Source organism: Methylotuvimicrobium sp. (genome assembly GCF_050611805.1).
GTDB lineage: Bacteria > Pseudomonadota > Gammaproteobacteria > Methylococcales > Methylomonadaceae > Methylotuvimicrobium.
The window spans coordinates 176,678-199,351 of sequence record NZ_JBNGHF010000002.1 but is presented as its reverse complement, the minus strand read 5'-3'; the positions used below and the strand labels follow the sequence as shown (position 1 = coordinate 199,351).

Genomic DNA, 22,674 nt, shown 5'->3' with positions numbered 1-22,674 from the left:
GTGACCATCAAGGAGCCCACAAGTCCGCCAGGGCCAGTTCAACTTCGTCAAAAGGCGGCGCCCTAACCATATCGTCATTCTGCCAGGTATGCTCAAGCAGCCAATGTCCTTCCAACAGGCGGTAGACTTCAAGCGTTTTTGATCCCGGATCGACCAGCCATAGCCACGATACTTCGCATGCCGCATAAATAGGCATCTTAACGGCGCGATCGATGCGCGAAGTTCCGGGCGAAATCACCTCGCAAACCCAGTCGGGAGCAATGCTGAAATAAGCTTCTTCGGGTAGTTGCGGCATGCGTTCGCGCCGCCAACCGGCTAAGTCCGGGACCAGAATATTTCGACCCAAATGCAATTCGGGTTCGAACAATATCCACCAACCGCCCGGCCCTCCCCTACCTCGATGATAAGGACTGATATACTGGTCGCTGATCACCGAAGCGGCCAAGGCATGTCTTGGTGCCGGGCGCGGTTGAGTAATTAACTGCCCGTTGATGATTTCGCCGATGAAATGCTCGGGCAGATCGAACAAGTCTTCGTAAGTCGCCTCGCGTAAAGCCGGTTGATTCATGATGGACTCTTCGGTTTAAGCAGTTCGTTGATTACATTTCCTTTTTGACCGATAAAATCCTTTTCAAGTCGTAATGATAAATGAAACCCGCCAGCGCGAATACAACGAATAGCGAAAAGATCGCCGTCTAAAACTCCCAGCCTTGACGATGAACTAAGCCGGTTAGATTGTAATCGCGAAGAAACCGGTCAGGACCTACAGAATCAGCCATTCAACCTAAATTCGGTAGTTTAACCATGAAATGCTTTTTCTATAGCTTTCGCACTTCAAATTTCGGCAGTGTCTAAGGAGACTCCGGAATGCTCGGCCCTTCACCTAACGCTAGGTGAGGGGCCTACATGGACATATTAGGGGTTCTAAGCCCAAACCCTCGTAATTTTTTAAACCTTTTATAATCATGACGTTGTAAAAATTTATTCGTATATAATCCAATTATATTCCGCAGAAGTTGTGAGCGTCCGCTTTAAAAAATAATTCGAATTTCTCCAAACGGCCAAGACCCGACTATCGAAGCCATACATTAGGGTCATCCAAAAATGAGTAAACGGACATTCACGATTATTTAGAACTATAATACGTAGATATTTAATTAAGTTATCTGGCTTATCTTAAAACAGGTAAAAATTCTTGCCATGATAGATTACTGAAATCCCAACCAAAACCTTATCATTCAGTTAAAGCGGGTTAAGCTGGTGCAGGTTAGCCATTTTTCTGCCTACTGTCAGTGCGGTGTTTCGTAGCAACCGCAATGCCTTGCATTGCAACCTTAAACGTCCCACTATTTTAGTCAAAATACAGAAAGATCAATATTGAAGAGTTCTTTTCCCTGCCTGTGTTCCTGCCATAGTCCGTTACCCGAAAAAAAGGTCAATTAAACGGCATGGCGCTAGCCTTAATGTCCCACCCAAATCCCTTGAGTCCCAACCAGGAATACTGTAACCAACTGGATTAATATAAACAGCAATACCAGCGCCAGTAAAAGTTTTTTTAGGTCAGTCATATATCTTACCTAGCTATTATAAGTCTATGATGTCATCTGTTGGTAACAAGGGTTAGGTTCGGTTCATAACGCATTGCCTTCGGCTTACGTTAAGATGCCCGAACCTAACCCAAAGCACTTAAAGTCCGGCTCTCATCCTTCGGGTCTAACAGTAATCGCCAAACTATCCGAGTAATGTTGGCCGCTAATCCACGCAACTAACAATAGGCGTCGCCACTAGCGATCGGGTCGTCATTCGTTGTCGCTTCAATTTTGCAGCGTTTTTTCAAGATTTTCCGCCCAACCTGCGTAACCGATAGTCGGCAAAACAGATGCGCCTGTTTTATAAGCCGTTTCCGAGTCCACATCTACCCCTACGCCATTAACAAACCGATTCATAAAATTGACGACACAACAGATGCTCACCACATCGATAAAAGCTTGTTCGTTCCACCCTGCGGCATAGATAGCATCCACATCCGCTTTCGTCACTTGTGTGGGGGTTAACGTGAGTTTTTTGGCATAACCTAATATCGGTTTCAGCTTCTCATCGACTTCCGGTGTATCCAGGTTGATGCCCATGTTCCCGGTAAACACTGTTTCATTGATGCCAAACGCTGTTGCCGCCGGAACATGCGAGTGGTAACAAAATCCGCAAGCATTCAAACCCGAAATATAAGTAAAGATCAACTCCCGCTCCCCATCCGATAATGGCGATTCCTTACGCATGATGTCATCGATAAGGCGCAGAATTAACACGCCCCGTTTTGGGTATTTTTGAAAAACATCGGGTAAATTGGTTACCCCTGGGCTAGAAAGTAAAAAAGACATGTTGCTCTCCAAGAGTGAGATGAATGAATATTTTTAATAAAAATTAATGCGTTAAATTAGTGTCATCGACCTCCATTTAATTTCAATTAAGGTTTGGTACAACCATAACTGTACCTTTTGGTACAGATTAAATAAAAAATTTTCTTCTCTCTTTTGCCGTCATCATCAATGTCTATTCGGTATGATCAAAGATAGCGTTGTGTCGGCGATTTCTTCCAGGTGTTCCCGACAGGGCTTGGCGCCACCCAAAACTTGAATGCCATAAAAGCTTGCTGTGATATAGCGAGCCAAAGCATGAGGATCTCGCTCTTTAGGTATTTCGCCGTTGCCTTGGCCATTGAGGATGATCTTCAGAATGCTGTCTTCTAATTGCGTGATTCCAGCATCTACGATTTCAGCTACGGCGGAATCAGAACCTCGGAATTCTAACGCGGCTTTGCCAAGCATGCAGACCTTACGTTGATTAATGGTACGGCCTATCAGTTGATTAAACAGCTCACGCAATGATTCATGCGCGGAGATTGGCATAGCCTTACGCTTGGGCTGCTTAATCAACATTTTGGTATCACGAAAATGACTAAGCGCTTGTAAATAAAGCTCGCGCTTGCTGCCAAAAGCGGCATAAAAACTGCCTTTGCCGATTCTCATTGCAGTTAAAAGGTCCTTCATCGAAGCGCCTTTGTAGCCTTTGCTCCAAAAAACCTCCATCGCGTTATGGAGCGCTTTTTGGGTATCGAATTCCCGTTGTCTCATAAAACAATTATTCCGTTCCAATTGGTACAGATTAAACGGGCTCGATTTCATTATGTCAATAAAAATTAACCAAAATAAATGCCTTACTTAGTCCGTTTTAACTGCTTTTAGGAAGCTGATAATTTCCTTATTTCGTCCAGGCCAGACCGGATGCGGGCCATCGCCTTCACAATACCAGGTTTGCACATCGTTTTTACAACGACTGTAAGCTAAGCAACCCGGTACGCCGGACACGGGTCGGGTCATCGGAGGCGGCTTGCCGCCGGCCAAGTCTTCAGCCCGCTGTTTGAGTTCTTGCTGGTAATAACCCTCCCATCCGAATTTACCCTTACCAGGTACGCTACGGTCTGTAATGTTATACGCTTTCGTATCGCATTTATTGCACCGCGCCCACCATTCCACCGCTTCCTTGCCAAAGTTTGGGAACAATTTGTCCTGGCGGCTATGCATGACCATCACAGGCAAAGGTTTTACGCAATTGCGGTATTCTAAGTCGGCACCACGATTACCGACAGCGCTGGGCGCTATCGCGGCGGGAATGTGTTTAGTAACGTTGTAAAAGGTAATGCCCATGCTGATCGTGCCGCCATCGGAGTGTCCGGTCAGGAAATTTTGTTTAATGTGTGTGTCTCTCATTAAATACTCGAAAAATCTTAATCGTATAACATTTAATGAGAGACACACAGCTAAGGTCTAACTTAACAATGAGAAGCTATTCCTTTAAACCGAAAACGCTGTAGAAAAGGAATATTAGTGAAGGAAAAAAGGCAATAATAAAACCCAAAATCAGTGCTAATTGGTATCTGTATTTATTCACAAATGTTAATGTTGGACGGATTGTTTTTGTTAATATTTCATACTGTTTTTTAATTATATTTTCCAAAGTCTGTTCCTCCTTTTATAGGACTGTATCGAGTAAAGGCCGTTAGCTACCACTATTTACAATCTCACTTCGGTGATTTGATACGGTTGAATATCTTCTATTTATACTTTCCCTGTTCGGTTTAGGCTTGCCTTACTTGTTTGAAAATCAATAGCCAGACCAAATCCCTTTGGTTCCAACGAGTATAAATGTTATGAATTGAACCAATAAAAAAAGGAGACCAAGCACTAACAGGAGTTTTTTCACATCATTCATTATGTACCACCTCAGGTGCAGACAGCCTGTCTCGCCGTAACTTACCTTGTTTAAGGTAAGAAGTTGAGAAATGTCAAATAATTCAATCAGATCAAAATTGCTGGTATTTATTCTACTTTTCATAGGTTATTCATATAGCTATTAGAGTGACACAACTTTATTGTTTTGCTTTAGGAAGGTAAACTAATGAGCGCAAGCCTTTTATTGATGTGTCTGAATTAATCTTATAATAAATCAGGTGCGTTTGTAAAAGACTAGCTGCCTATGAAAACATAGGCATTACCTATGGATTAAAACCGCAAGCAAGTTCTTAATTTCAGTATTTTTCTGGTTCTGTGGATAATAAATCGCATATATCTGGCGGCTTATTTCGGGATTACTCAAATAACGGCAACGCACGTCATCGGCGTTTGCGGGTAGGCTGTACTCCGGCATCAGCGCAACACCCATGCCAGCGCGCACCAGGTTGACTATCCAATCCTCGCTATTGCTTCGGTATGCGGCGTATAAGTTGACTTCCTGGTCTTGGCAGATTGCCCGCAAAGTATCCCTAAGTTCGCAGTTTAACCGATCCAAATAGGGCTCGGACTGGATTTCCTTAAGGTCGATTTTGCCTAATTGATTAAATCGGTGCTGATTGTTAAACGCAACTACGTACTTTTCGGTGTACAGCAAGGTGGATTGATAGGGCGGCCCTAGCAATTGCACAGGGGCGCTAATCACCAAATCCAGCAATTCCGATTCCAGTTGCTGCAATAATAAAGTTTCACAGTCGATAATCAATTCAAATTCAATATTGGGAAACTCATGCTTGTAATGGGCAAATATCAGGCTTAAGCGTTGTGCGCCTATCGTTGCCATCAGGCCTATCCGCAACGGGATATTGTTCAGCTGGGTAAAACGTATGGCATCGGCCTTGGTCGCGACTGTTTCCTTGTATATCTTACGAAAGTTAGGTTCGACCATTCTGCCTAATGAAGTCAGCAGACAACCGGAACGGTCACGGGTGAACAATTCCCCGCCCAACTCATCTTCCAGTTTCTTGATGGATTGCGTTAAAGACGGCTGGGAAATATAGCTGAATTGCGCGGCACGGGTAAAACTGCCGTGATCGCAAACCGCCAAAAAATAACGAATTTGGTGCATTTCCATAATGCCTTCCTCGAACTTATATAGCCAAAACCTATTCTTTCATAGAAAGTTAGTATTTTACAAGACTTATGATTAGAGAATATGATCGCCTCACCATAAACAAACCCTATGAAAAGGAAAAAACATGAAAGCAGCAAAACTGATCGTGATTTACCCAACACCCACCGATATCACAGTCTTTGAGCGCCGATATGAACACGAGCACGTGCCAATGGCAGTCGCAAAACTGTCCGGGAAAATCCGCTTTGATGCTAACTTGGTTACTTCAGCGCCAGGAAAAGACCAAGCGCCGTATCATCGTATTGCGGAAGTATATTTTCCGTCCATGAAAGATTTGGAAGACTGCTTGAGTTCGCCGGGCGGACAGGAAACGGCCGCCCACGCCGTTGAAATTTCCAGCGGAGGCGATCCCTTGTTTTTAATCGCGGAAGTCGAAACTTTCGTGTTTTAGGGTTTCCCTAAAGTTTGGTCTATACCCCTTCATTTGCCCAGAGATTAAAATGTCTTACTTACCGTCAAGTCCTGACTTGGAAAATATCGCCGGATTACTGGCAAAATACCCGCGCCGTGGCATCCTGTTGTTTAAATTATTGGAGGACATTAAAGGGTGTTTTTCACCTTTGGGCAAAGGGACACGTGAACTGATTATCACTTATACCTCCGATCTCAACCAATCAGAATCCTGTTATACAGCACACAAGTCGCTGCTTAAGGAATTGGGCATCGATGAATCCGTCTACGGTCAATTAATATTGGACATTGACAGCGCAAAAGTTGATGAAAAGATAAAGCCACTCTTGCGCTTTGTAAAGAAGCTTACCTTGACACCTGACCAAATAACACAAGCTGATGTCAACCTCATCTATGAAGTTGGCTGGGACGAACGGGCCTTGCTAGACACGGTACGTTTGTGCGCAGTCGTGAATTGCATGAACCGCTTTACGATGGGGGTAGGCATCGGCAAGAAAGCGGTTAACGGTAAACAAACGCAGCCTGCCATCAAAACGACAGCCGTGTATCATTCTTGACAACAAAACCGTTTAACGAAATTATTAAGGTTAAGCCATGAGCACGTTACTGCTGTATTTTTTTAGGTTCTTAATTATTGGCTCTATTGCAATCTTGTTTATTGGCCTGTTCAAGCCGGAATGGCTGCGCTATCGTGGCAAACAGCCCGATCTCCTGATGACATTTGTAATGGCAATTGGCCTTTTTATGGCGGGTTTTACCGGTGCCAGCAAAACGTACTACAGGGCGGATGCCAATATCACCGAAGCATCAAAAGCGGGTGTCATCATAAGTGAAGCGACTTATACTAATGATATATCAGCAGCGGGTTGCCAACCTGGAGCAAAACCGGGTGAAACCGGTTCCACTGACGATGAAAAAACCGGTGACGGCATCCATTTTTCAGTCAGGACACCTTCAAACTATAAGGACACCATCGCCCATCCCTTGTTGATGGTTTATGCACCAGCAGGACGGGATCGTGAAGAAGCCGAAGAACACGTCTACTTAACCAGCGAGGCAACCGCAGCGGGATTTGTTATTGCGTATGCCGACCACCGTCCATTATCGCCAGAATCTGCCGTTCAACTAGCTGAAATTCCCAAGATGATTCAAGAAAAATGGTGCGTTGATAAAAAACGTATTTTCCTGACCGGACATTCCGATGGTGGCACAGTGGCTATGGGAACCGCCTTTTTCAACGGCACCAAACACATTCCAGCCGCTATTGCACCCAGCGCAGTCGGTATGCGGGGCGAAGATTTGGAAGACCGAAACTGCGTAAAACCTACGCCAGTGATGCTGATGCACAGCAGCCGCGACAAACTGTTCCCCAACTACGGCAAAGAAGCCATTGAATGGTGGGCAAAATGCAATAAATGCACGACCAAAACCTACAAGGCCACTGACCGCAAAGTACCAGAATCCGGCAAAGCCTGGGGCTGGGAAAATTATTATAAACAAGAACTTGAACAAAAAGCCCTAGACCTCAAACCGGGACAACCTTTACCTTTTACCACCCCCGTTCCAGGCGTTGAAGGCTGTATGGCTTACAGTGGCTGCAAGAACGGCGTACAGACTTGGTATTGCGAAGGCAACGGTCCACACCCAGAATGGCCTGGACGGAATAGGGAAATCATCAGTTTCTTTAAGGCAGTTAAAAGGATTGAGTAAAAAGTATTTTCTATCTTAATTATTGGCGTATTAATCTTTCCAAAAAGTATTGCATAATTTTTATGCAAAATCGTTTGCATAAAGGTCATCTGGTAATTTGAAAATGCTTTCACCAGCACGACTTTTTGTTGGATAGCCTGGATGACCGAAGATTTAGTGCTCTAAACCGATTCATCTTTGTATGGAGTACTTGCCCACCTCTACTTTTTTAGCAGGGTTCCAAACCTACCATCTGGATTCAATTCGGGTAAATAGGCAGGAAGGAATGGATAATTTCACCTTGTTGGATTTTAAAACGTCTTAACTTGTATTGGCGTGATGGTAACGTGTGTTGTCGTCAATTACACAAACAGGGCAAGGTTAAAAAGCGCTCCAACGAAGGATCAATTACTGTTATGGGCATCAAAAGGAAGTTTTTATGCGGAGTATGACAGAAAGCGCGAGCTCTATTTTCACGCACTTAGTCACTTTCGTGATTCCAAAATACTGATCAAGCAATCCAAGCGGACACCTAAGCCAATCTCAGCGAAAGAGTGGTGTATTAAAAGGGTTGCTGATGTCTTTTTCTAAGTTAGAAAAACCCCTAGCTCCAAAAAAATATAAAAACAGCTCTGTTACACCTCATCTAATAAATAGCTTTTGCCTATTGAATCATAGTTAATCAGTATTTTACAAGCTGACATTCCCCGTATAATATTTCTGTAAAAGATAGGCTATATCCAATATTAAAAAGGATATTAAGTTTTCTACCGTTGTGATTAACGATGGATCGTATTCATATGCATAGTTTATTCCTATATAACTATAGGCAAACAGTATCTAATAAGCCAGCATGTCTGGTTATATGTTGATACATGCGTTAGATCGCCACTGCGAAATAGCGGCATTAACTAAGTCTGGTTGAAGATGATTTTTAATAAAAATGATTTATAGAGGCTAAAAATGAGCAAAGAAACGAAATGGGCCATCTGTAGTACCTGCGATATCAATTGCGGACTTCTTGTCACCGTTGAAGACGGTAAGGTGAAATCGATCAAAAAAAATCCGGATCATGCCCTCACGCCGAATTCGATCTGTGTCAAGGGGGCCAACGCAAATAAGTACATTACCCATCCAGACCGATTAACGCATGCGCTGAAAAGAATCGGTGAGCGCGGCTCGGGTCAGTGGGAACAAATTAGCATGAAGCAAGCTTTAGATGAGATTGCCGATAAGATGAAGCAGTTGATAGCCGAAGACGGCCCGGAAACAATTGGCAGCACTTATGGCTGGAGCTCTAACGCCGGTGCGGCCTCACGAAGATTTATGAACTTACTGGGGAGTCCGAACTGGACTTGGACGGGATACGTGTGTTTAGCCAATTCCACGGTGCCCAGTAAAGCGACTTACGGCTTTTGGCAGTTTCCAGACTTTCATAATACCAAATGCATCGTACTTTTAGGCCACGCTCCGGGTCCGCAAAGATGGACGGCTGAGTACCTGTGGATTAAGGGTGCCCTGGATAGGGGCGCAAAGCTGATCGTCACAGATCCACGCCGTAATAGCTATAGTGATCAAGCGGACATCTTTCTGCAGGTTAAGCCTGCTACGGACAGTGCCTATTTACTGGCCTGGATTAATGTGATCATCGAAGAAGACCTCTATGACAAAGAATTTGTAGAAAAATGGACGGTTGGTTTTGAACAACTCGCTGAAAGAGTGAAGGAATACACTCCGGAGTGGGCGTCAGAAATTACTGGAGCGCCAGCAGATAAGATTCGCGAGTCTGCCAGAATGTATGCCACTACTGGTCCCGCTGTGATCCCCTGGGGAGCAGTACCGGATCACCATGCCAATAGCACCCAGACTTTACGAGCCTTAACCATATTGAGATCCATCACCGGTAATCTCGATGTACCCGGGGGCGAACTGTTAATGGGGTACCATCCGGAAATTTCATCGGATGATGAATTCGAACTCAATGAGAGGCTATCGCCTGAACAACGCAAGAAACAACTCGGTGTTGACCGCTTTAAGCTCTTGAGCTGGGAAACACTCGAAAAGACCGGCCCAGCAATGGAAAAGGTTTGGGGCAAAAAATATTCAAACCAGGTATCCGGCGGCGCGATGGCGCACCCTGCAAGCATGTGGGAAGCGATGAAAACAGGCAAGCCTTACCGCTTGAGGGCACTTATATCGCAATGTAACAACACCTTAAACAGTTACCCCAACACCACTCACATTTACGAAGGGTTGATGAACCTGGATTTGTTAGTGGTTATGGATCTTATCAAGTCGCCCACGGCCCAACTCGCCGATTATATTCTGCCGGCCACACATTGGCTGGAAAGACCGAACCTGTTCAATTACTGGGATTGGATTCCAATCTATCAAGGGGGAGAGCAAGCAGTGGAGGCGCCAGGAGAATGTATGCACGACTGGATGCTATGGCGTGAGCTTGGCGTTCGTCTGGGACAAGAGAAGGATTGGCCGGCAAGCATGGAAGAGGCGTACGATGAACGGTTAAAGCCTGCGGGATTAACATGGGAAAAATTATCAACCCAGGTTCGGGCTTCCGCGCCTGAAATAACTTTCAAGAAATACGAACAAACCGGCTTTGGCACACCTAGCGGAAAAGTTGAACTCTATTCAAGCATTTTCGAAGAGCTAGGCTATGATCCCTTGCCTAGTTGGGTTGAACCACCGGAAAGCCATGTGAGGAAACCGGAGTTGGCTAAGACGCATCCGTTGACTTTTTTCACCGGCATGCGCGAAAACTATTGGTTTCACAGTTTTGGCCTAGGCCGATCCACTAAAGAGCTGCGTAGCCGCGAGCCGGATCCCCGCATGCAAATCCATCCGGATACGGCCTACGATATAGACCTGTCGGATGGGGATTGGGCATGGGTGGAATCAACTAGCGGAAAAAGAATCAAACTCAGGTCGTGGCTCAGTAATGACACACATCCTAACGTAGTCAGGGTTCCTCATGGCTGGTGGTACCCGGAAACAACAGGAAGTGAAGAACCTGGTGCGGCGTTATCGAGTCTCTGGAAATCGGCGGATGCGGTCATACTTCATGACTCTGACGAATACTGTGATAAGGAACAAGGCAACTTCCAACTCAGAGGGTTGGCTTGCAAGGTCTATAAAGTGGAGGATGGAACCGAAGGAACAAGTTATTCGGCTTAAACCTTTGTGGTGCGCACATGGCAATCAGGCTTAATAGTAGTTTGAAATAGAGCTTAGATCAGGTAAGGAGTCTATCGATTTTAAATCGATAGACTCCTTACCACAAACATTCTAAATCGTTATACCTGTCATGAAAATCATCGAGTCGATAGGCTGTAAAAGCGTCAACTCTTCCAAAGTTTGCGCGGAATGATTGCTCGTCCTTAATTGTAAACATAAACATGAGCTCGTGCGTGGAAGTTCGTTCAGTAATTGATCCGACTACACTCGTATAAATCAGCCTTTTCGGCTGCTTATAAAATACGGTCACGGAAATTGTGTAAAACTCAAAGAGCCAAAATCTTAATAAAAAGAAATACAGCATATGCTAATGATTTTTTTGTCCTTATTAAATAAAAAATCAGTAAAAACGTTTTGTATATCTTAGCGCACTATTTAAATTAACTTCGAGCTTGCAGACGATTTAAATATGATTGTTGGGTTCATGGCCTCGATAGGGTTTTGCAAGAAACAGCAAAGCTTCTCGAACTTGAAAAGGAGTAAAATAAGCGTGGATTATTTACATACTACACACCAAAAAAATTCAACAGCTTCCCTTCTGATTGATTCCCAGGGGCGTCATTTAAATTATCTGCGGCTTGCTGTTACCGACCGTTGCAATTTCCGTTGTACTTATTGTATGCCAAAGGAGGGAATTGATCTTAAAGCACGTGATGATATTCTGCGTTTTCAGGAAATGGAACACCTGCTTGGACTATTTTTGGATTTAGGTGTAACCAAAGTGCGCATTACCGGTGGTGAGCCTTTTGTGCGTAAAGGCCTGCCTGATTTTTTAATCAGAATAAATCAATATGAAAAACTGGAAACAATCAATTTAACAACGAATGCCTATTTTTTAGAAGATACTATTCCATTGTTTCAAAAAATAAAATCAGGCAGTATTAACATCAGTCTTGATTCGTTAAAGCGAGACGTTTTTTATAAAATTACCCGACGTGATGATTTTGAACGGGTGTGGAATAGCATTGATAAAATTCTGCTAACGGATCTGAACGTTAAATTGAACATGGTGGTTCTCAAAGGCGTCAATGACAATGAAATTGTTGACTTTGCTATGTTGGCCAAAAGTAATAAAGTTGAAGTCCGCTTTATTGAACAAATGCCTTTTAACGGCGGGCACTTTTCAAACGATACACTTTCTGCAGAAGAAATTATCAAAACTTTGCAGAATTCTTTTCCTGAAATGATCGAACATCTTAAAATGTGTTCAACTGCCCGGATTTTTGAAATCCCTGGATTTAGGGGAAAAGTCGGCATCATCGCCGGTCATTCCAGAACATTCTGTTCAACATGCAGCCGTTTAAGGCTCACTCCCGACGGCACATTCAAAACCTGTCTCTATGATCATGGCGACGTAAATTTAAAAGACATGCTGCGCTCAGGAAAAAGTGATCAGGAAATAAAAACGGCAATTAGAGATGCCGTGTCCAAAAGGGCAAAAGACGGATTTGAATCGGAACAGCGTACGCAGCAAATAATTCATTTTTCAAAAAATCATCTTTCAATGGCACAGATAGGTGGATGATGGAAAAACTTAAAAATAGATTTTTATTTTCGGAATGGTCTGGCTCCATTGGTGACTTGAGAACACTATTACCGCTGGCAGTTGCGCTTGCTGTTGGTTTCATTTCTTTTGCCACACCTGACGATCGCACTGGTAGCCGGATTGATATAAGAGTAAAAGCTATAAATTTTATTTAAACAGAGAAACATAACCCGTTTCCATTAAAACGTAAGGAAAAACTATGCAGGTTAATGTGATTTTTTTTGGTGTTCTGAGTGATGTGGTGGGGAAAAACATGTTGACGATTCAAGACACAGGCAATATGACTGACTTGAAAAGCAAGTTAATCACAAATTATCCGAATTTAAAAGACTATACGTATAGAATGGCTGTAAATCAGCAAATGGTTGAAGACAATTACCTTCTTTTTGATAACGATTCGGTCGCAGTTATGCCCCCCTTTGCTGGGGGCTGATTTTTTAAAGGCAACCATGAACCTAAATAAAGAGGAAATTCAGTATTATCACCGCCACTTGATTTTACCTCAGATTGGCAAAACAGGACAACAGGCTTTAAAAAAAGCAAAAGTACTGGTCATCGGTGCAGGCGGATTGGGCTGCCCTACTTTAATGTATCTATCTGGAGCCGGTGTCGGCAGGGTTGGTATTGTAGATCCCGATAAAGTTGCGGTTTCTAATTTGCATCGCCAGGTGTTGTATGGCTTTTCACAGGTTGGAGAATTCAAAGCCGAAGCCGCAGTAAATCGTTTAAAGGATCTCAATCCCAATATTGTTTTAAAGGCATACACTCAAAGATTGTCTCCGGAAAATGCTGTCGATTTGATTTCCCAATATGATGTCGTTGTTGATGCTACAGACAACTTTCCAACCCGTTATTTGATTAACGATTTTTGTGTTTACCTGGATAAACCTTTTGTTTCAGGATCAATAGACCGCTTTCAGGGACAGTTGAGTGTATTAAATTTTACAGATAATCAAGGCAATAAATGCCCAACTTATCGCTGCCTGTTTCCCAACCCCCCGGCACCCGAAACAGCACCAGATTGTTCGCAAAATGGTGTCATTGGCGTTCTTCCGGGAATTATCGGTAATTTGCAGGCAAACGAAGTTATAAAAATGATCTGCGGAGTAGGCGAAGTTTTATCAGGAAAAGTTTTGATGTTCGATGCATTGAGCAATCAAACAATGCTGTTTTCCATTCAACGAAACGAACAGGCTGTGCAGCAGGCTTTGCAAAATGCCCCGGATTTTGAGTCATTTGATTATGAAAGTTTTTGCAGTTCAAGTCAGCAAAAAATAAATGAAATCAGCGCTGTTGATCTGCACAAAAAATTACAAAACAACGAAAAAATACAATTGATTGATGTTCGTTCGATACCCGAATTCCAAGAGGAATTGCCGAATGCTATTCGCATCCCGCTAAATAATTTGCAGGCTAATATTCATAACATATTGAAAAACGATTGCCAGGTTGTTTTTTATTGTGACCACGGAATCAACAGCATCCGGGCAATTAGAATGCTGCCAAATCATCAAACACTTAAAAATGTATTTAATCTTACAGGCGGTTTGGTAGCCTGGTTGAAAGAGGAAAAAAAATAGAACCATGAACGCCAGAAATTATTTTATCCAGGGAGCTATCGATCCGGTTTTTATCGGTGAGCAGATAGCAAAACATAGCTCTAAACATGATATAGGCGCCCATTCTATTTTTCTCGGTCAGGTACGTGCTGATGAAAAAGTGGGGAAACATGTGGCCGGGATTGAATACTCGGCTTATGAAGACATGGCCAACCAGGCGTTTTCAAAAATTCGTGAAGAAGCTTTTGAACAATGGCCGTTAAATTGTCTGCACATATACCATAGTACCGGATTGGTAAAAACCGGAGAATTATCTCTTTTTGTTTTTTGCTCTTCCGGGCATCGTAAAGAAAGTATTAAAGCGATGAAACAGATTGTTGAAGGTATTAAACACAAAGTTCCCATCTGGAAAAAAGAAATCATGGAAGATAAATCTGTGCACTGGGTTCAGGAATAACTTTTAAGAACATTTTTATCGGAAAATGCAAGGTCAGTTGAAAATGTAATTTTTCTGGTAATTTATTCAATTAAATGCAAAAACAAAATAATAGTTTAAAAATACAAAATGATCGATATTAGTCCAAAATTCAGCACATTAAGATATGCGAAAGCCGAAGGAATTTTAACGGCTAATTCGGAAACAATAAAACGGGTGACTGAAAAAACTGTTCCCAAAGGAGATGTTTTACAGGTTGCACGGGCAGCAGGCATAACCGCTGCGAAAAATGCTGCTGCCTGGATTGTGTTTTGTCATACTCTTCCTTTGGATTGGGTGGGTATAAGTTTTGATATCGGCAAAGACACCATAAAAATTTCAGCGGAAGTAAAAGCAATCTGGAAAACCGGTGTTGAAATGGAAGCTATGGCTGCAGTTACGGGCGCGCTGTTAAACGTCTATGATATGCTTAAACCGTTAGATGAAAACATCTCTTTTTCCGATGTAAAACTGGTTAAGAAAAAGGGAGGCAAAAGCAGTTTTAAAGAATATTTTGCCGAACCATTAAAATCGGCTGTTCTTGTTATTTCTGATTCAACATATGCCGGAAACCGCGAAGATACGTCTGGAAAAATCATCAAACTATTTTTGGAAGATAAAGACCTCTCGGTTCCGGTCTATGAAATTTTACCCGATGATTCAGACCAAATATCAAATCGCTTGCGGCAACTAGTAGCTGAACATTTTGATCTGGTAATTACAACCGGTGGAACGGGTTTTGGCCCTAGGGACATAACTCCGGAAGCAACGGCCAAAGTCATCGAAAAAGAAGCACCCGGTCTGGCTGAGACTATACGCCGCCATGGTAAAGAACGCACACCTTATGCAATGTTGTCACGCGAACTGGCTGGCATATGCGACAAAACATTAATCATTAATTTACCAGGAAGTTCCAAAGGTGCGCAGGAAAGTTTGGAAGCACTTTTCCCTGGACTTTTGCATGCTTTCCCTATGCTGTGGGGTGGCGGACATGATGAAGAAAAACGCTGGGTAAAAAAGTGATATCCATAAATCAAGCTATTGAAATAATGAAGGAAAATATACCTGATAGAAAAGCAGGCGTTATTTCAACATCTGAATCCCTTGACAATGTTCTTGCCGAAAGGACGCTAGCAATAATCTCTTCACCCCGTTATAAAAACAGTGCTTTGGATGGCTTTGCTGTCTCCTGGGAGGATGTCGAAAAACCGTCGTGCTACCTTTTGCCAGAGAAAGCAGCGCAGGTTTTCCGGTTGGAGAAAAAATAGTGCCCCATTCTGCTTACCGAATCAGCAATGGTGCGATTGTTCCTGAAGAGCTGGATTCGGTTGTGCCTAAGAAATATAAAACTTAGGTTCCGAAGGAGATCAACTGCATTCGCTGTGGCTTCGGCGGTATAAATAGATTGTCGATTTTTTGTGCCTTTTGGGCACATCAATTGAATTGATATAACAAGAACCTGCTTTGAAAAAAATTACGTTAAACAGGGGTGACGGTTAGCTCCATCAGCAACTATGCAACTGGCAATATTTACCGGTCATATAAACTTAGCCCCCTCAAGCGGTGATGGCTGTAATTGATTGCTAATGGTTACACTGGTGGAGCTAACCGTCCATCCTGTTTGTTGAAATAAATGCTATTAAATAGTGTAAACAGCTTACAGACCTTCATCATCAATAATACCAATACATTTGATGCGCGTGTATTGGTTTTGGGTGCTTGTTGCCCAGGCGTTTTCTTACCTCCAAAAGAAGTACGTTAATTTCGACTCTTTTGTTAAGTAGCGAAAAGGTGATGAGGGTCTTTTTAACATGCGTCAATAGAAAATTGCAGAAAATTAATCAGTAGTAAGACAACACACTTGTATTGCGATTTAAAAAAACACAAACTATTAACAATAACCAACGTAAGCAGAGTGTTGAAGTTTTGGGTGGACGTTGGCTTAATCAACGCCATCGAGGTCATTTATCTATTCTTTTCAGGCTATGGTAGTAACTTTAGCAAAAAGTAATATGATAAATCATATCAGCAATATGAAACAAATCAGAAGTGTATCGGCAACAGTGAAAAAACATCATAGTTTCGGGGTGTTATGCCTAATAAGATAGATAGCGGAAGACTTCATCTAAGCAAACCAAGTTGCGCTGACGAGCATGATCCGACAGCAATAACTGTTGATGTTGCGCAGCAATTTATAATAGATTGCATAAAACCCTTCGCTATTACGAAGCAAGAACGGTTGTCTTTGCGACAATCCATTGATCGTGTGTTGGCTGAAGATATTATTGCTGAAATGAATGTTCCTCCTTATGACAATTCGGCGATGGATGGGTTTGCCTTGTGTGCCGATGATATACCTCGGAATGGGACTGCAACATTAAAGGTAGTTGGGAATAGTTTTGCCGGTCATCCATTTTTTGGGAGATGCACAAGTGGCGAGTGTGTCCGCATAATGACAGGAGCAGTAATTCCTGCCGGTTGCAATACGGTGATCCCGCAGGAGCATGTCGATATGCTCGGCGCAGCAGATATTAGAATTGATGGTCGTACTAGACTAGAAGATAATATTCGATTCTCTGGAGAGGATATACGATTAGGACAAACAGTATTGACATGTGGTCGAAGGCTAACGGCGGCAGATTTAGGGGTGTTGTCTTCCTTAGGCATCAATAATGTTGCTGTAATGCCGCGCTTGCGGATAGCCTTTTTTTCCACAGGTGATGAATTGCAGCCAATAGGAGAAGCCTTACAGCTTGGACAGATATACGATACTAATCGAAATGTTTTGTTTGGGATGTTGAGCCGCTTGCATTGCATTATAACTGATTTAGGCGTGGTTGGTGACGACCATATACAACTACACAATATATTGCAAGTAGCTGCGAAAAACCATGATGTCATTATTAGTAGCGGCGGAGTTTCGGTCGGAGAGGCCGATTATATACGTCAAGTGTTGAAAGAATTAGGCGAAATTGTTTTTTGGAAGGTGGCAATGAAGCCAGGACGACCATTAACTTTTGGTCGTCTAGAACAATCATTGTTTTTTGGTTTGCCGGGTAACCCAGTAGCGATGATGGTAAGTTTTAACCAGTTTGTGCATCCGGCACTACAGCATTTAAGTGGGGAAATCGTTCGTCCTCCTTTAATTTTACAAGCGATGAACAGTTTGCTTTTAACAAAACGAGCGGGAAGAGTAGAGTATCAGCGCGGCATTTTGAGTCAGGCGTTTGATGGCGGGTTGACAGTATGCAAGACCGGTGAGCAAGGTTCTGGAATTTTACTTTCCATGTCTCAAGCCAATTGCTTCATAATCTTAGCAACTGATCAAACCCGAGTGGAAGCTGGTGAAACGGTTTTCGTGCAACCTTTTGGTAACTGGTTATAAAGGTTGAGTAAAAAAATTGAGCTAGCACGAACCGATTAATTCAGTATCAGTGAGCGCTATGTGAAGTCCGGCACAGATTCCCATTGGCCGTTTTGGATTGGCCTAGAAAGTCAATAAGCCTTCAATCTAAGGCATCTTGGCTACACTCATCAACACCAATAAACCATAAATAAGAAACGGGATAAATAGCATGAAGGGGATGTGGAAAAACTATCTTGATTATTACCTTATCGTTACAGGCGTTTCTCTAGGCAAGCACCCGCAGTTGTTTTGATTTTTCAATGTTCGTGGTTAGCAAGAATAACTGTCGGCTTTGTATTGGAACTGGACGTTCAGTTCTTTGAAACCGAAGACAGTTGTGGGTCGAAAGTGACATTTCGCCTAATTAAAAGCGGACTCTCACAACTTATGGATTCGCGGATGCTGGAATCCATCGATATAGGGTCGGCACCGAAACCCCAAGGTTCTTTGCCACATCCCGGGGCGGTACGCCGTTGGCCAGCAGTTTCTTGGCTGACTCAATCTTACTGTCGGTCATCTGCCGCTTACGGCCTCCTTTTCGGCCAAGTTGCCGTGCGACTTCAAGGCCGGCACGAGTTCGTTCAACGGTCAGTTCCCTTTCCATTTCGGCCAAGCTCGCCATTACGTGGAAAAAAAATCGGCCGGATGTGGTGCCCGTGTCGATCGCATCGGTGAGACTTTTGAACTGGACGCCTTGCTTATGCAACTCGCCAACCAGATTAACCAGATTCTTGACACTGCGACCCAGCCTGTCCAGCTTCCAGACAACCAGCGTATCGTCTTCGCGCAACATTTCCAATGCCTTGGTCAAGCCGGGGCGTTCAGCGCGGCTACCGCTGATTTTGTCATCGAATATTTTCTTGCAACCGGCCTTAGTCAAGGCATCGATTTGAAGTTCAAGGTTTTGATCTTGTGTTGAGACACGTGCATAGCCAATAAGCATTTGTCTAATCCACAGACCAGTTCAAAGGGAGTAGCCGCATTCGGGTGCGATTCGGATCAACGGTCAGTAATGCACCATTCTCCAATTCGGTCGCCATTTGCCGCAAAGCGGCGATGACCTGCAATCCTATTACGTCAGGACTGACATCTTCCGCGCGAATTTGCACGACACTGGGTTTCTCGCCATGCGTGGCGGCAAGGATCGCGCTGAAGTCCAAATCGTGGGTAAGGACGACATAATTATTTGCGCTAGCGTAGGCCATGATTTCAGAATCCGGCGCATTATTGGCACCTAATGTTGACCAGTGTGCTGCCTCAATGCCAGCATTGACCAACCATCCGATCCAGCGCGGGGACAGGTTCATATCTACAATCAGCTTCATGCGGAGGCCAATACGACCTCACGTTCTTCAGCTAGCCAGGCAGCGTAACGAAGTGCCTGCATAATATCTTCGCGTTCCAGGTAGGGGTAGTCGGCGAGAATTTCATCAATGCTGTGACCAGCACCAACTTGTCCCACAACCGTACCGACCGTGACGCGCATCCCACGGATACAGGCTTTGCCGCCCATCATTTCGGGGGCTTGGGTAATGCGGTTTAGTTGTCCCATGCTCGACTCCTTATCAAAACTCGTTGTCATAGTAGTGGATTGAGAATATAGTTTCAAGAACTATTTATGAGAATAGGAGAGCCTTGATCCTGTGTACCCCAGCGATTACGCAACAAGGCTTCTCAGAAACCCTCGTTTTCAAGAACAACTTATAAAAGGATTTTCCGCTCATCCATGCGTGCCAATAACAATAAACGGTTAACGGTTTTGTCAGAAGCAGAAAAACAGGCGCTATACGATTTACCTGATTTCGATGATTTTCAACGTACCGAGTTTTTCGCGATGACGGAGAAAGAACATGGCATCGTGTTCCAACGGAATGGCCTTCGCTCACAGCTCTATTGCTTGTTACAGATGGGTTACTTTAAGGCGAAACAAACCTTTTTCCGGTTTTCGCTTCAAGATGTGCCAGAAGAAGACATCACCTTCATAATGCAGCGGTATTTCCCTGGTATGAATGTGGCATTGCAGCCCTTGCAAATGACTGAATATTATTTGCAACGCAACGTAATCGCGGAATTATTTGGCTATCGGCTTTGGTTAGAAAGCGATGTGGCAACGCTATTGGATAAAGCTACTGAACTGGCGAGACAAGATGTCACACCGACATTTATCCTGACCGAATTGATTGTCTTCTTAAACAATCAGAAAATTGTGCGCCCAGGGTATACAACCCTACAAACGATCATTGGTGATGCCTTGACTTCCGAACGCAACCGTTTGGAGCAATTGATTGATGAAATCGTAGATGAATCCGCACGGACTGAGCTTAAAAAACTACTCGTTCGCGAAGATACCTTGTCTGGATTGGCGGCCATCAAGCAAGATACCAAGAACTTCAGCTACCAAATGATGGTGGTAGAACGCCAGAAGCGGGCAACGCTGGAGCCTTTGTACCAGATAGCGAAGACACTCCTGCCAAAACTCGAAATTTCGCAGCAAAATAAAAATTACTACGCCAGTCTCGCCAATTTTTACAGCATCTATGACTTAAGGCGACTGAAGCCTGGGCAAACCTATTTGTATCTGTTGTGCTACGCTTGGCAACGTTACCAGCAACTGAGCGATAACCTGGTTAGCAGTTTTTGTTACCAGCTTAAAAAACTGGAAGAAGAAACCAAGAGCGATTCAAAGCAGCAGTTTAATCAATCCTTATCCAGCAAACAACAAGAGTCTCCACAAGTAGGCCGTCTGATTTTACTGTATGTTGATGAGGCGATAGACGATTCTACATTATTCGGTACAGTACGCGATCAGGCATTTAACATCATGCCGAAGGATTCCCTAATCACTGCGGGGCAACGATTATGCGATAAAGTGCCCAGTCAAATGGCTTTTCGCTGGGTGGCCGTCGATAAAGTCACCGCCCGTTGCAAGAAAAATTTGCGTCCGCTGGCGATGTCCACCCACTTTTCCAGTACCGATACCCAGAACCCCTGGCTAATGGCGCTGAGCTGGATGAAGACCGTTTTCTCCCGTCAACAAACTTTGGCGCAGCGGCCTGTTAGTGAAATCCCTGCCAACACGATACCTAAACGCCTGCGCTCCCATCTGTTGGTATTGGATGAAGAAGGGAAAGCCATCGGTATTCGTGGCGACCGATACGAATTCTGGATTTATCGCCAAATCAGAAAACGCTTCGACATTAATGAACTTTATCTGAATGATAGCGTTGTGAATCGCCGATTTAGTGACGATCTGGTTTCGATGGAAAAGAAAGCCGATGTTCTGAAGAAGCTGGGCATCCCCTGGTTGCGTCAGCCTTTGGATGAGTCAATTGACGCGCTGTATACCGAACTTAGTCAACAGTGGAAACTATTCGACCGCGAGTTGCGACAAGGTAAATTAAAGCATCTGGAGTATGATGAGGTTCGCAATCATTTGACTTGGCATAAGCCCAAGGCCAACAAAGACGAGGCTTTAAAGTTGGGTTTCTATGCCAAACTTCAATCGCATGATATTGCCGATATTTTCCGATTTGTTAATGAGCAGTGTCAGTTCCTCTCAGCGTTAACGCCGTTACAACCGCGCTATGCCAAGAAAGTCGCCGATGAAGATAGTTTGATGGCCGTTATTATTGCTCAGGCGCTGAATCACGGCAACCTGAGTATGTCCGAAACAAGCGATATACCCTATCACGTCCTGGAAGTCACCTATCAGCAATATTTACGACTATCAACATTAAAGGCCAGCAATGATCGAATCAGCAAGTTTATTTCGGAGTTAAGCATCTTTCCCTATTATTCATTCGGGCTGGAACAACTCTATGGGAGTGTTGATGGGCAACATCTTGAAATGGGAACACCTACCCTCAAAGCGCGTCATTCTAAAAAGCACTTTAGGCGGGGGAAAGGTGTTGCAGCCTATACGCTGCTGGCCAATCATATCGCGTTGCAAACTGAATTGATCGGATCGCATGAACATGAAAGCAATTTTTTATTCGATATTTGCTACAACAATACCTCAAATATCATGCCAACGGCCATCACTGGCGATATGCACAGCATCAATAAGGCCAATTTCGCTATCTTACATTGGTTCGGCATGAAGCTGATGCCGCGATTCGTTAGTCTCCAAAATCAACTGAAACACCTATATTGTGCCGATGATATTGCAAACTACGAAAAGTTTTTGATTAAGCCTGCCGGACAGATTAACCGCTCCCTGATTGAATCCGATCAAGCCCACATCGATCAAATCATCGCCACGCTGGGCCTTAAGGAAATGACCCAAAGCACATTGATTAGAAAACTGTGCGCATTACCCGCACAAAATCGAACACGGAAGGCAATTTTTGAGTTCGACAAATTGGTGCGCAGCATTTACACCCTAAAGTATTTGCGTGATCCGCAGATAGAACGTGATGTACACCGTTCGCAAAACCGTATTGAATCCTACCACCAATTGCGTTCATTTACATCCCAAGTCAGCGGCAAAAAGCAACTAATCGGCAGAACTGATTTGGAAGCCGGCATCACCAATCAGTGTGGCAGGCTTATCGCCAATGTGGTAATTGCCTATAATTCGATCATATTATCGCAGCTGCTCGATAAGTATAAAGCTGCCGGAAACGAGAAAGTGATTGCGTTACTCCAGAAAATTTCCCCTGTGGCTTGGCAACATATCCACTTCCTGGGTCACTATGACTTTAAAAATAACCGTAATCCAATCGACTTTGATCATATTTTAGCTGGCATAACATTTGACTAACACATTGATTTAGAATGATTCAAAAAATTCCGAGGGTTTGGGCTTAGAACCCCTATTAACGGCGTCCTTTGACGGGCACCCCGGTGCCGAATT

Annotated in this window: 21 protein-coding genes; 13 read left to right on the top strand and 8 right to left on the bottom strand. The window is 43.7% G+C overall.

The genetic code is table 11. The annotated features are described in order from the left end of the window. Positions 1-7 precede the first annotated feature (7 nt). From ACRJJO_RS02330 to ACRJJO_RS02310, 5 genes are all read right to left on the bottom strand, one after another. Positions 8-568 carry a Uma2 family endonuclease gene (locus tag ACRJJO_RS02330; RefSeq protein ID WP_431064333.1) on the bottom strand — a complete coding sequence of 187 codons (561 nt, stop codon included), beginning with the start codon at positions 566-568 and terminating at the stop codon, positions 8-10. Positions 569-1,814: 1,246 nt separating this feature from the next. Next, the gene (locus tag ACRJJO_RS02325) at positions 1,815-2,378 is read right to left on the bottom strand and encodes a carboxymuconolactone decarboxylase family protein (RefSeq protein WP_125219520.1); all 564 of its coding nucleotides are present in this window, start codon (positions 2,376-2,378) and stop codon (positions 1,815-1,817) included. Positions 2,379-2,543: 165 nt separating this feature from the next. Then, positions 2,544-3,086 carry a TetR/AcrR family transcriptional regulator gene (locus ACRJJO_RS02320; RefSeq protein ID WP_164515687.1) on the bottom strand — a complete coding sequence of 181 codons (543 nt, stop codon included), beginning with the start codon at positions 3,084-3,086 and terminating at the stop codon, positions 2,544-2,546. Between the two features lie 132 nt (positions 3,087-3,218). Next, a complete protein-coding gene (locus ACRJJO_RS02315) occupies positions 3,219-3,767 on the bottom strand; it encodes a hypothetical protein (RefSeq protein ID WP_216844515.1) in 549 nt (182 codons plus the stop codon). A 781-nt stretch (positions 3,768-4,548) separates the two neighbouring features. Then, a complete protein-coding gene (locus ACRJJO_RS02310; protein ID WP_125219518.1) occupies positions 4,549-5,421 on the bottom strand; it encodes a LysR family transcriptional regulator in 873 nt (290 codons plus the stop codon). Between the two features lie 124 nt (positions 5,422-5,545). Between ACRJJO_RS02310 and ACRJJO_RS02305 the strand changes: the two genes are divergently transcribed. From ACRJJO_RS02305 to moeA, 12 genes are all read left to right on the top strand, one after another. Next, on the top strand, positions 5,546-5,872 hold the full coding sequence (locus ACRJJO_RS02305; RefSeq protein ID WP_125219517.1) for an EthD family reductase: 327 nt from the start codon (positions 5,546-5,548) through the stop codon (positions 5,870-5,872). Between the two features lie 49 nt (positions 5,873-5,921). Beyond that, entirely contained in the window at positions 5,922-6,449 is a 528-nt protein-coding gene (locus ACRJJO_RS02300) for a carboxymuconolactone decarboxylase family protein (protein ID WP_125219516.1), read from the top strand. A gap of 37 nt (positions 6,450-6,486) precedes the next feature. Further along, positions 6,487-7,602: a hypothetical protein gene (locus tag ACRJJO_RS02295; protein ID WP_125219515.1), complete on the top strand. Its 1,116-nt coding sequence runs from the start codon at positions 6,487-6,489 to the stop codon at positions 7,600-7,602. A 942-nt stretch (positions 7,603-8,544) separates the two neighbouring features. After that, positions 8,545-10,773, top strand: a complete 2,229-nt coding sequence (locus ACRJJO_RS02290) for a molybdopterin-containing oxidoreductase family protein (protein ID WP_036254069.1) — start codon at positions 8,545-8,547, stop codon at positions 10,771-10,773. A 550-nt stretch (positions 10,774-11,323) separates the two neighbouring features. Continuing rightward, positions 11,324-12,358 carry a GTP 3',8-cyclase MoaA gene (gene moaA / locus ACRJJO_RS02285; protein ID WP_066984725.1) on the top strand — a complete coding sequence of 345 codons (1,035 nt, stop codon included), beginning with the start codon at positions 11,324-11,326 and terminating at the stop codon, positions 12,356-12,358. Beyond that, entirely contained in the window at positions 12,358-12,534 is a 177-nt protein-coding gene (locus ACRJJO_RS02280; protein WP_157200568.1) for a hypothetical protein, read from the top strand. The genes moaA and ACRJJO_RS02280 overlap by 1 nt, the downstream gene beginning before the upstream one ends. A 44-nt stretch (positions 12,535-12,578) precedes the next feature. Beyond that, positions 12,579-12,812, top strand: a complete 234-nt coding sequence (locus ACRJJO_RS02275) for a MoaD/ThiS family protein (RefSeq protein ID WP_036254066.1) — start codon at positions 12,579-12,581, stop codon at positions 12,810-12,812. A gap of 16 nt (positions 12,813-12,828) precedes the next feature. Then, positions 12,829-13,959: a molybdopterin-synthase adenylyltransferase MoeB gene (gene moeB, locus ACRJJO_RS02270; protein ID WP_036254065.1), complete on the top strand. Its 1,131-nt coding sequence runs from the start codon at positions 12,829-12,831 to the stop codon at positions 13,957-13,959. A 4-nt stretch (positions 13,960-13,963) separates the two neighbouring features. Continuing rightward, on the top strand, positions 13,964-14,395 hold the full coding sequence (locus ACRJJO_RS02265) for a molybdenum cofactor biosynthesis protein MoaE (RefSeq protein WP_036254064.1): 432 nt from the start codon (positions 13,964-13,966) through the stop codon (positions 14,393-14,395). Positions 14,396-14,503: 108 nt separating this feature from the next. After that, positions 14,504-15,436 (top strand): bifunctional molybdenum cofactor biosynthesis protein MoaC/MoaB, encoded by a 933-nt coding sequence (gene moaCB, locus ACRJJO_RS02260; RefSeq protein ID WP_431064332.1) that lies wholly within the window; start codon positions 14,504-14,506, stop codon positions 15,434-15,436. Continuing rightward, positions 15,433-15,681, top strand: coding sequence for a hypothetical protein (locus tag ACRJJO_RS02255; RefSeq protein WP_125219511.1), 249 nt, complete (start codon positions 15,433-15,435; stop codon positions 15,679-15,681). Before moaCB ends, ACRJJO_RS02255 begins: the two co-directional genes overlap by 4 nt. Before the next feature lie 824 nt (positions 15,682-16,505). Continuing rightward, positions 16,506-17,798 carry a molybdopterin molybdotransferase MoeA gene (gene moeA / locus ACRJJO_RS02250; RefSeq protein ID WP_125219510.1) on the top strand — a complete coding sequence of 431 codons (1,293 nt, stop codon included), beginning with the start codon at positions 16,506-16,508 and terminating at the stop codon, positions 17,796-17,798. A 406-nt stretch (positions 17,799-18,204) separates the two neighbouring features. On the opposite strand, the gene ACRJJO_RS02245 is transcribed toward moeA, so the two are convergent. From ACRJJO_RS02245 to ACRJJO_RS02235, 3 genes are read right to left on the bottom strand one after another with little or no spacing between them, the layout of a single operon-like run. Beyond that, on the bottom strand, positions 18,205-18,762 hold the full coding sequence (locus ACRJJO_RS02245; RefSeq protein WP_125219509.1) for a recombinase family protein: 558 nt from the start codon (positions 18,760-18,762) through the stop codon (positions 18,205-18,207). A 4-nt stretch (positions 18,763-18,766) separates the two neighbouring features. Then, positions 18,767-19,126, bottom strand: coding sequence for a DUF5615 family PIN-like protein (locus ACRJJO_RS02240; protein WP_254055149.1), 360 nt, complete (start codon positions 19,124-19,126; stop codon positions 18,767-18,769). Positions 19,127-19,140: 14 nt separating this feature from the next. Further along, positions 19,141-19,371, bottom strand: coding sequence for a DUF433 domain-containing protein (locus tag ACRJJO_RS02235; RefSeq protein ID WP_125219507.1), 231 nt, complete (start codon positions 19,369-19,371; stop codon positions 19,141-19,143). Positions 19,372-19,545: 174 nt separating this feature from the next. Here ACRJJO_RS02235 and ACRJJO_RS02230 point away from each other — a divergent pair, with 174 nt between their 5' ends. After that, complete coding sequence (locus tag ACRJJO_RS02230; protein ID WP_125219506.1) at positions 19,546-22,581, top strand: Tn3 family transposase; 3,036 nt, start codon at positions 19,546-19,548, stop codon at positions 22,579-22,581. Positions 22,582-22,674: the final 93 nt, after the last annotated feature.

What these genes read in the sequence shown, in the direction of transcription:
- ACRJJO_RS02330 (WP_431064333.1), bottom strand. Translation starts at nt 568, where the DNA reads ATGAATCAACCGGCTTTACGCGAGGCGACTTACGAAGACTTGTTCGAT.
- ACRJJO_RS02325 (WP_125219520.1), bottom strand. Translation starts at nt 2,378, where the DNA reads ATGTCTTTTTTACTTTCTAGCCCAGGGGTAACCAATTTACCCGATGTT.
- ACRJJO_RS02320 (WP_164515687.1), bottom strand. Translation starts at nt 3,086, where the DNA reads ATGGAGGTTTTTTGGAGCAAAGGCTACAAAGGCGCTTCGATGAAGGAC.
- ACRJJO_RS02315 (WP_216844515.1), bottom strand. Translation starts at nt 3,767, where the DNA reads ATGAGAGACACACACATTAAACAAAATTTCCTGACCGGACACTCCGAT.
- ACRJJO_RS02310 (WP_125219518.1), bottom strand. Translation starts at nt 5,421, where the DNA reads ATGGAAATGCACCAAATTCGTTATTTTTTGGCGGTTTGCGATCACGGC.
- ACRJJO_RS02305 (WP_125219517.1), top strand. Translation starts at nt 5,546, where the DNA reads ATGAAAGCAGCAAAACTGATCGTGATTTACCCAACACCCACCGATATC.
- ACRJJO_RS02300 (WP_125219516.1), top strand. Translation starts at nt 5,922, where the DNA reads ATGTCTTACTTACCGTCAAGTCCTGACTTGGAAAATATCGCCGGATTA.
- ACRJJO_RS02295 (WP_125219515.1), top strand. Translation starts at nt 6,487, where the DNA reads ATGAGCACGTTACTGCTGTATTTTTTTAGGTTCTTAATTATTGGCTCT.
- ACRJJO_RS02290 (WP_036254069.1), top strand. Translation starts at nt 8,545, where the DNA reads ATGAGCAAAGAAACGAAATGGGCCATCTGTAGTACCTGCGATATCAAT.
- ACRJJO_RS02280 (WP_157200568.1), top strand. Translation starts at nt 12,358, where the DNA reads ATGGAAAAACTTAAAAATAGATTTTTATTTTCGGAATGGTCTGGCTCC.
- ACRJJO_RS02275 (WP_036254066.1), top strand. Translation starts at nt 12,579, where the DNA reads ATGCAGGTTAATGTGATTTTTTTTGGTGTTCTGAGTGATGTGGTGGGG.
- moeB (WP_036254065.1), top strand. Translation starts at nt 12,829, where the DNA reads ATGAACCTAAATAAAGAGGAAATTCAGTATTATCACCGCCACTTGATT.
- ACRJJO_RS02265 (WP_036254064.1), top strand. Translation starts at nt 13,964, where the DNA reads ATGAACGCCAGAAATTATTTTATCCAGGGAGCTATCGATCCGGTTTTT.
- moaCB (WP_431064332.1), top strand. Translation starts at nt 14,504, where the DNA reads ATGATCGATATTAGTCCAAAATTCAGCACATTAAGATATGCGAAAGCC.
- moeA (WP_125219510.1), top strand. Translation starts at nt 16,506, where the DNA reads ATGCCTAATAAGATAGATAGCGGAAGACTTCATCTAAGCAAACCAAGT.
- ACRJJO_RS02245 (WP_125219509.1), bottom strand. Translation starts at nt 18,762, where the DNA reads ATGCTTATTGGCTATGCACGTGTCTCAACACAAGATCAAAACCTTGAA.
- ACRJJO_RS02240 (WP_254055149.1), bottom strand. Translation starts at nt 19,126, where the DNA reads ATGAACCTGTCCCCGCGCTGGATCGGATGGTTGGTCAATGCTGGCATT.
- ACRJJO_RS02235 (WP_125219507.1), bottom strand. Translation starts at nt 19,371, where the DNA reads ATGGGACAACTAAACCGCATTACCCAAGCCCCCGAAATGATGGGCGGC.
- ACRJJO_RS02230 (WP_125219506.1), top strand. Translation starts at nt 19,546, where the DNA reads ATGCGTGCCAATAACAATAAACGGTTAACGGTTTTGTCAGAAGCAGAA.